General features: G+C 73.4%; 5 protein-coding genes. 3 read left to right on the top strand and 2 right to left on the bottom strand.

What is annotated here, in order from left to right; all coding sequences use genetic code 11:
* Nucleotides 1-93: 93 nt before the first annotated feature.
* Nucleotides 94-1,689, bottom strand: a complete 1,596-nt coding sequence (locus ACFVYK_RS06285; RefSeq protein WP_389769202.1) for an alpha/beta hydrolase — start codon at nt 1,687-1,689, stop codon at nt 94-96.
* Nucleotides 1,690-1,832: 143 nt separating this feature from the next.
* The gene (locus ACFVYK_RS06280; protein ID WP_389769200.1) at nt 1,833-2,876 is read right to left on the bottom strand and encodes an Rv2578c family radical SAM protein; all 1,044 of its coding nucleotides are present in this window, start codon (nt 2,874-2,876) and stop codon (nt 1,833-1,835) included.
* Nucleotides 2,877-3,094: 218 nt separating this feature from the next.
* Between ACFVYK_RS06280 and ACFVYK_RS06275 the strand changes: the two genes are divergently transcribed.
* From ACFVYK_RS06275 to ACFVYK_RS06265, 3 genes are all read left to right on the top strand, one after another.
* Nucleotides 3,095-3,538 (top strand): SRPBCC family protein, encoded by a 444-nt coding sequence (locus tag ACFVYK_RS06275; RefSeq protein ID WP_389769198.1) that lies wholly within the window; start codon nt 3,095-3,097, stop codon nt 3,536-3,538.
* A 152-nt stretch (nt 3,539-3,690) separates the two neighbouring features.
* Nucleotides 3,691-6,075: an MFS transporter gene (locus ACFVYK_RS06270; protein WP_389769195.1), complete on the top strand. Its 2,385-nt coding sequence runs from the start codon at nt 3,691-3,693 to the stop codon at nt 6,073-6,075.
* A 163-nt stretch (nt 6,076-6,238) separates the two neighbouring features.
* Nucleotides 6,239-8,779 carry a SpoIIE family protein phosphatase gene (locus tag ACFVYK_RS06265; RefSeq protein ID WP_389769192.1) on the top strand — a complete coding sequence of 847 codons (2,541 nt, stop codon included), beginning with the start codon at nt 6,239-6,241 and terminating at the stop codon, nt 8,777-8,779.
* The last annotated feature ends 18 nt before the right edge of the window (nt 8,780-8,797 follow it).

Here is an 8,797-nt window from a genome sequence, read left to right as displayed (position 1 = left end):
CGACGCCACGACGCCACGACGCCACGACGCCACGACGCCACGACGCCACGACGCCCCGGCGCCCCGGCGGCCTTCGCGGCCGTGCGGGGCTGCTCAGCCGCGGAAGCCCAGCAGCCCGTGCAGCGTCGAGCCGTGGGCCGAGCGCTGTGCGACCTTGGAGTCCAGCGGCTCGGGGTCGGGCTGCGCCGGGCACACCGCGTCGGCTTCGCCGCTCCCGCGCGGCACGGCGCCGTCGGTCAGGTACGCCGCCAGGTGCTTGTCCAGGCAGGCGTTCCCGCTCAGCGTGATGCCGTGGTTCTGCCCGCCCTCCTCGACCACCAGACTGGAGCCGCGCAGCAGGGCGTGAACGGTCGCGCCGCCCTCGAACGGGGTGGCCGCGTCGTTCGTCGCCTGGAACAGCAGGGCCGGCGGCAGATCGCCGTTGGCGACGTTCACCGGGCCCCGGGACCGGGTCGGCCAGAACGCGCACGGTGCGTTGTACCAGGCGTTGTTCCAGGTCATGAACGGCGCCTTGGCGTACACCGACCAGTTGTCCGAGCGCCATTCGTCCCAGTCGCCGGGCCAGGAGGAGTCCCGGCACTGCACGGCGGTGTAGACGCTGTAACCGTTGTCCCCCGCGGCGTCGACGGCGGCGAAGTTCTGGTACGCCTCGACCAGCGGGCCGGCGTCCGAGGCGTTCACGTACGCGGCGAACGCCTCGGCGAGGTGCGGCCAGTAACCGTTGTAGTAACCGCCGGGCACGAAGGTGTCCTCCAGCTCCGAGGCGCCCACCTTGCCGCCGGCCGGCTTCCTGGCGAGAGCCGCCCGCATCGCGTACCACTTCGACTCGACCTCTTCCGGGTCGGAGCCCAGCTTGTAGGTCTTGTCGTACTTGGCGATCCAGGCCATCAGGGCGCGGTGGCGGTCGTTGAAGGCGAGGTCCTGGGTGAGGTTGTCCTCGTACCAGACGCCGGTCGGGTCGACGACGGAGTCCAGGACCAGGCGGCGCACACGGTGCGGGTAGAGCTTGGCGTACACGGCGCCGAGGTAGGTGCCGTACGAGTAACCGAAGTAGTTCAGCCGCTCGGCGCCGACCGCGGCGCGGATCGCGTCCATGTCCCGCACGGCGTCGAGCGTGTCGATGTGCGGCAGGACGTCGGCGTACTTCTTGCCGCAGGCCTCGGCGAAGGACCGGGCGCGCTCGAGATTGGCCCGGTCGGCCGCCTCGGTGAGCGGCACGGAGTCCGGGCGGACGGCGGCGAAGTGGCCTGGCCTGCAGTTCAGGGCGGGGGTGCTTCTGCCCACCCCGCGCGGGTCGAAGCCGATGACGTCGTACTGCGCCGAGACGGCCTTGGGCAGCGCCGAGGCGCCGAAGGCGGCGAGGCTCAGCCCCTGGCCGCCGGGGCCACCGGGGTTGACCAGCAGGGGACCCTGGTATCTCTGCGCGGTGTGCCGCACGCGCGACAGCGCCAGCGTGATCTGCCTCCCGCTCGGCCGGGCGTGGTCGAGCGGCACCTTCAGCGACGCGCACTGCAGCTTCGGCCGGTCGGTCACGCCGCAGCTCTTCCAGGCGAGCTTGGCCGTGGCCGCGGGCGCGGGGGCGAGGACGGGTGCCGCGGGGTGCGAAGGGCTCGCGCCGGCGGGCACGGCCGTGACCGTCCCGGCCACGACTGCGGCGGCGGCGCACAGCACGGCTGCGCGTTTGTTCATGGAGTGCTCCCGGGACGGAGGGGCCGAGCGAAGCGGACCGCGCAGGTCACAGCCCTTGCCGTATCGTCCCGGGAAGATCGTCCGGTAATACCTGTTCTGATGCTTGTTGACCCGTTCGGGTAGCCGGATGCGCTCGAACGCGCTCAGAGCAGCGTGAGCTGGGTCGGGCCGGGCTCGGTGGGCGCCTCGGTCGGGTCGGGCCGTCGGATGCGGCGGTGCGTCCCCGCGCGCGTGGGGCCGATGCCGTACTCCTCGGCGAGCTCGTGCACCTGACGGGTGATCCGGCGTTGGTACCACTTCGGGGCGTAGGCGCCGTCGGCGTAGAGCCGTTCGTAGCGGCGCACCAGGCCGGGGTGGTGCCGTCCCAGCCAGGCCATGAACCACTCGCGGGCGCCGGGGCGCAGATGCAGCGTGAGCGGGGTGACGGAGGTGGCCCCGGCGGCCGCGATCGCGCGGACGGTGGCGCGCAGCTGGGCCGGTTCGTCGCCCAGGAACGGGATCACCGGCGCCATGAGCACCCCGCAGCCGATGCCGTGCTCGGTGAGGGTCCGTACGACGTCCAGGCGGCGCTGCGGGGCCGGGGTGCCCGGCTCGACGGTGCGCCACAGCTCGGTGTCGACGAAGCCCACGGAGACCGAGACCCCGACGTCGGTCACCTCGGCGGACTGCCGCAGCAGGTCGAGGTCGCGCAGGATCAGGGTGCCCTTGGTCAGGATGGAGAAGGGGTTCGCCCGGTCGCGCAGGGCGGACAGGATGCCCGGCATCAGCCGGTAGCGGCCCTCCGCGCGCTGGTAGCAGTCGACGTTCGTGCCCATCGCGACGTGTTCGCCCTGCCAGCGGGGCGAGGCGAGCTGCCGGCGCAGCAGCTCCGGCGCGTTCACCTTGACGACGATCTGGGTGTCGAAGCCGACCCCGGTGTCGAGGTCGAGATAGCTGTGCGTCCTGCGCGCGAAACAGTAGACGCACGCGTGCGTGCAACCGCGGTAGGGGTTCACCGTCCATTCGAACGGCATCCGGGAGGCGCCGGGCACCCGGTTGAGGATCGAGCGGGCCCGGATCTCGTGGAAGGTGATGCCGGCGAACTCGGGCGTGTCGAACGTCCTGGTGGTGACCGCGTCCGCCCCGAACAGCGCGGCGTCCGCCGGCCGGTCGTGGCGGGTCTTCGCGGTGAGGTTCTCCCAGCGCATGACGCCTCCTCGGTAGCACTGCCCCCACAATAGAACATGTGTTCCCATGATCGTGCGGCGGACCTTTCGGGACCGGTTTCCGATCGCGCGGCGATCGCTTCGGCGACCCCGATTTGGGCGGCCGCCGACCGGGGTGGTTGGCTTGCCCCGAACCTGAGGCACCCCTGAGCAACCTTGAGCAACACGGACCTTGAGCAACACGGACCTGGAGGAACTTCATGGCGCAGGTCGAGGCCACCACCGAGCGGGTCGTCGCGGCGGACCCGGAGAAGGTGTTCGACACGATCGCCGACTACAGCGGCACGCGCGGGAAGCTGCTGACCGAGCACTTCAGCGAGTACGAGGTGCGCGAGGGCGGCGACGGCGAGGGCACCCTCGTCCACTGGAAGCTCCAGGCCACCAGCAAGCGCGTGCGCGACTGCCTCCTGGAGGTCGCCGAACCGACCGACGGCGAGCTCGTGGAGAAGGACCGCAACTCCTCGATGGTCACCGTCTGGCGCGTCACCCCGGCAGGCGAGGGCTCGTCCCGCGTCGTCGTCACCACCACGTGGAACGGCGCCGGCGGCATCGGCGGCTTCTTCGAGAAGACCTTCGCCCCCAAGGGCCTCGGCCGCATCTACGACGCGGTCCTCGCCAACCTCGCCGCCGAGGTGGAGAAGTAAACCGGTATCCCCGCGTTCCCGGGGGATAGATCACCGTCACCGGATCGAGTGGTTCTCCCTTGTGACCGGGACGGCCCCGTAACTCGTCGCACTTGCCCGTGGTTGTCGCTTTACGCGACGACTGTGTGGCGGGTGCGACGAGGGGACGGCAGATGGGCGCAACCATTCTGGTGCAGGACGAGCCGGTCACGGCGACTCCCGCCGAAGCCCCGCCGCCGGCGCCCGCCGACCGCGCGGGACCGGACCGGCGCCGGGTGCGGCTGGTCTTCTTCGCCCTCATGCTCGCGCTGCTCCTCGCGGCGCTGGAGCAGATGATCGTCGCCACCGCCCTGCCGAGGATCGTGGGCGAGCTGCACGGCCTGGACCGGATGTCCTGGGCGATCACCGCCTACCTGCTCACCGCCACCGTCATGCTCCCGGTGTACGGCAAGCTCGGCGACCTCCTCGGCCGCAAGGGCGTCTTCCAGTTCGCGATCGTCGTCTTCGTCCTCGGCTCCGCGCTCGCCGGGCGGGCGGGCACGATGGACCAGCTGATCGCCTTCCGCGCCGTCCAGGGCGTCGGCGCGGGCGGTCTGCTGATCGGCGTGCAGGCGATCATCGCGGACATCGTGCCGCCCCGGCAGCGCGGCCGCTACATGGGCCTGATCGGCGCCGCGTTCGGCCTCGCCTCGGTCGCCGGTCCGCTGCTGGGCGGCTACTTCACCGACCACCTCTCCTGGCGCTGGTGCTTCTACGTCAACGTCCCCTTCGGCCTCCTCACGCTGGCCGTCGTCACGGCCGTGCTGAAGCTGCCGAAGCCGGCCGCGAAACCCCGCTTCGACGTCCTCGGCGCCCTGTTGCTCGCCGCCGCCTCCGTCTGCCTGGTCCTGCTGACCAGTTGGGGCGGCAGCCGGTACGCCTGGGACTCCGGCGTCGTCCTCGGTCTCGGCGCCGGGGCGGCCGCCTCGGCCGTCCTCTTCCTCCTCGTCGAGGGCGTCGCCGCCGAACCCCTCATCCCGCTCCGGCTGTTCAAGGACGCGGTCTTCAACGTCACCGCGCTGGTCGGCCTGGTGACCGGGGTCGCCCTGTTCGGCGCCGCGAGCTATCTGCCGACCTTCCTGCAGATGGTCGACGGAGCCAGCGCCACCGAGTCCGGGCTGCTCATGCTGCCCATGATGGGCGGCGTCGTCGGCGCCTCGATCCTCTCGGGACAGCTCATCACCCACACCGGCCGCTACCGGATCTACCCCGTCCTCGGCAGCGCCCTGTCCGTCCTCGGCATGTGGCTGCTGTCCCGGCTGCAAGCCGACACACCCCGGCTCCAGTACAGCCTGTGGATGGCCGTGCTGGGCGCCGGCATCGGCCTGGTGATGCCCGTCCTCGTCCTCGCCGTGCAGAACTCCGTGCGCCCCGCCGACCTCGGCGCCGCCACCAGCGCCAACACCTACTTCCGGCAGATCGGCGGCAGCGTCGGCGCGGCGGTCTTCGGCACCCTCTTCGCCGACCGGCTCGCCGACGCCCTGGGCGCGCGCCTGCCCGCGGGAGCCGGCGCCGCCCTGCCCGACCCCGAGTCGCTCACCCCGCGGCTCGTCCACGCGCTGCCCGCCCCGCTGCGCGACGCCTACGTCCGCGCCTACGCCGACGCCATGCCGAGGATCTTCCTGTACCTCGTGCCGGTGCTCGTTCTCGGACTGTTCATCGCCTTCTTCCTCAAGGAGGAACCGCTGGCCGCCCACGACGACGCCGGGGCGGAGCCCAATCCCGCGCCCCCTCCGGCCCTCCCGTCCGTCTCGTCCGGCGCGATCCCCGTGCGGGGCGCGGTGCGGCGCTCGCGCGGGACGCCCGTGCCCGGCGCGGTGCTCACGCTCGTCGACGCGGGCGGACAGCAGATCGGCCGGGGCTCCAGCGGCGAGGACGGACGGTACGCGCTGTCCACCCCGGGCCGCGGGGCGTACGTCCTGATCGCCGCCGCCGGCGGCCACCGGCCGCAGGCCGTCTCCGTCACCGTCGGCGAGCGCCCCGTCGACCTGGACGTCGTCCTCGGCGGACCGGCCGGCCGGCTCGTGGGCAGCGTCGTCACCGCGGACGGCGCTCCCGTGCCCGAGGCCGCCGTCACCCTCACCGACGTCCGCGGCGAGGTCGTCGCCGGCGCCCGCAGCGACCGCGCCGGCGGTTACGTGCTCACCGAGCTGGCCGCCGGGGAGTACACGCTCGCCGTCGCCGCGCCCGCCTTGCGCCCGGCCGCCCTGCCGATCGCCGTCCACGCCTCCCGCGAGACCCGTCAGGACGTCGAGCTCACCGGCGGCGCCCTGCTGCGCGGCACCGTCCGGGCCGCCGGGGGGCGGGTGGTCGAGGACGCGCGCGTCACGCTGCTCGACGCGGCCGGCAACGTCGTCGAGACCCTCACCACGGGAGCCGACGGCGCCTTCCGTTTCGCCGGTCTGTCGTGCGGCGAGTACACCGTCATCGCCGCCGGCTACCCGCCGGTCGCCACCGTCCTGCGGGTGGCCGGCGGCGGCCGTACGGAGCGCGACCTGCGGCTCGGCCACGAGGACTGACGGCGCGCCGGCGGGCGCCGGGACGTGCGGCCCGCCCCGGCTCACCCCGGCGCGCCCCGGTGAAACCAATTCCAGGATTGGGGCACGCGCCGACCGGCGTGCGCCGTACGGTGGGCACTGCGGGACAGATCTTGCACAGCTCTGGGGAGAGAGGGCCTGCGTCATGGACCGTGGCACCGAGAGGGAAGCGCCTCCCAGCCGCGGAGCCGGGGACCAGGCGTCGGGCGGCGCGGGTGCGGGATCCGCAGGCCCGTCCGGCGGGGCGGGCCGCGCCGACGCCGGACGCGTTCCCCTGGCCGTGGTCGTGGTGGACCGCGAGGGGCTCGTCTCCCACTGGAGCGCCGGCGCGCGCCGGCTCTTCGGCGTCGCCAGGGAGGAGGCGATCGGGCAGCCGGCCATCGATCTGCTCCCCGTCTCCGGCGCGCTCCCCGACCCCGACGACGACTTCGCCGACGACCTCTACGGCGACCACGCCGTCCACGAGGGCCTCGGACCCGGCCTGGACTCCTCGCTCGACCGCGGGCTCGGATATCCGGCCGCCGGACGCGCCCGGCTGACGGTGCCCGCGCGGGACGACGACCACCGCCGCGTCGACGTGTTGTGGTGGGCCTACCCGCTGGTCGGGCCGGGCACGGAACGGCTGCTGGTGCTGGCCGCCGACGCGGCGGCCCTGCGCCCCGGGAGACCGGCGGACCCCTCGGCCGTCGAACGCATCGCGCCCGGCTTCGCCCTGCACACCGACTTCCCCGGCGCCCAGGAACTCGCCCGCCGACTGCCCGAGATCCTGCCCAGCATGAGCGTCGGCGACAGCGCCCGCATCGTCGCGCAGGTCCTCGAACTCGGCTACCCGGTCATGGAGTTCAGCCAGAACGACCGGGTGCCGGTCACCCCCGACTGGGGGGTGGCCCGGCGCGTCGAACGCCGGGCGCGCCGGGAGCGCGCCGCCCGCGCCGCCGCCGAAGGGGCGCCCACAGCCCGGGATCCGGTCGACGAGGGCGAGGACCTGGAGTACGTCGCCGTCCGGGAACGGCTGGAGTTCCTCAACGAGGTCAGCGGGAAGATCGGCACCTCCCTCGACCTGCTCCGCACCGTCGACGAGGTCAGCCGGGCCGTCGTCCCGCGCTTCACCGACGTCGCCGGCACCTATCTGCGCGAACAGGTCGTCGCCGGCGAGGGGTTCCCCGACGGCGTGCCGGACACGACCACGCTGTGGCATCGGGTCGCCGTCGAGCACACCGACGAACCCGGCCGCTGGGACGACGTGGTGCCGGTGGGCGAGGCCGTGCAGTTTCCCGCCCACACCCCGTTCTTCCGGTGCTTGACCACCGGCGAGCCGGTCCTCGTGCCCTGGATCAGCGAGCAGCAGGGCCACGCCATCGCCGCGCAGTTCGAAAAACGGGACATCAGACCCCTGATCACCGGCCGCTCCATGCTCGTCGTCCCGCTCAAGGCCCGCAACGTCGTCCTCGGCTTCATGATTTTGCTGCGCCACCCCGAGCGCGCCCTGTTCACCGACATGGACCGGGTCACCGGCGCCGAACTCGCCGCCCGCGCGGGCCTCGTGCTCGACAACGCGCGCATGTACACCCACCAGGAGAGCGTCGCGGAGACCCTCCAGGACAGCATGCTGCCGCACATCCCACCGCGCAGGGCGGGCTGCGAACTCGCCACCCGCTATCTGCCGGGCACGCTCCTCGGACGGGTCGGCGGGGACTGGTTCGACACGGTGAAACTGCCCGGCGCCCGCACCGCGCTCGTCGTCGGCGACGTCATGGGGCACGGCCTCAACTCCGCCGCCATGATGGGCCAGTTGCGCACCGCCGTGCAGACCATGGCCGCCCTCGATCTGCCGCCCGCCCAACTCCTGCGCAACCTCGACGACTTGGCGCAGCGGCTGGGCGACGCCTACCTCGCGACCTGCCTGTACGCCGTCTACGACCCCATCGCGAGCGAGCTGCACCTCGCCAACGCGGGCCACATCCCGCCGGTGCTGGTCCGCGCCGCCGACGGCCGCAGCGAGCTGCTCGACCTGCCCACCGGCGCGCCCATCGGCGTCGGCGGGGTCCCCTTCGAGGCCGTCCGCGTCCGCGTCCGGCCGGGGGACCGGCTGGTGATGTGCACCGACGGGCTGGTGGAGACGCGCGGTGAGGACATCGGCGTGGGCCTGGCGGCCCTGTGCGAGTCCGCCGCCCACCCGGCCGCCTCCATGGACGACGCCTGCGACACGATCGTCCGCGCCCTTGCCGCGACCTTCGCCGAGACCGGCCGCGGGGGCCGCAAGGACGACGTCGCCCTGCTCATGGCCCGCCTCAGCGGCATCGCACCCGACGACGTCGCCGAATGGCGCCTCGACCTCGACCCGGCCCAGGCCGCCCGGGCCCGCGCCGCGGTCCGCGAGCGACTGCGCGACTGGCGGCTGGACGCCCTCGCCGACCCCGCCGAGCTCATGGTGAGCGAGCTCGTCACCAACGCCCTGCGGCACTCCCGCCGGCGACCCGTGGCGCTGCGCCTGGTGCGCGGCGACACCCTGCTGTGCGAGGTCGAGGACGACGATCACGAACTGCCGAACCTGCTGAGCGCCGGCCCCGGCGACGAGGCCGGGCGGGGGCTGCGCGTGGTGAGCGCGCTGGCCCGCGGGTGGGGCGCCAGCCGTACCGCCGAGGGGAAGTCGGTGTGGTTCGAGCTGACGCTCCCGCCCCGCTGAACGGCCGGCCGCCCGGCC

It is taken from the genome of Streptomyces sp. NPDC058291 (assembly GCF_042880855.1).
GTDB lineage: Bacteria > Actinomycetota > Actinomycetes > Streptomycetales > Streptomycetaceae > Streptomyces.
Note: the sequence above shows the minus strand (reverse complement) of the source record. Positions and strands in the feature narration are given on the sequence as shown.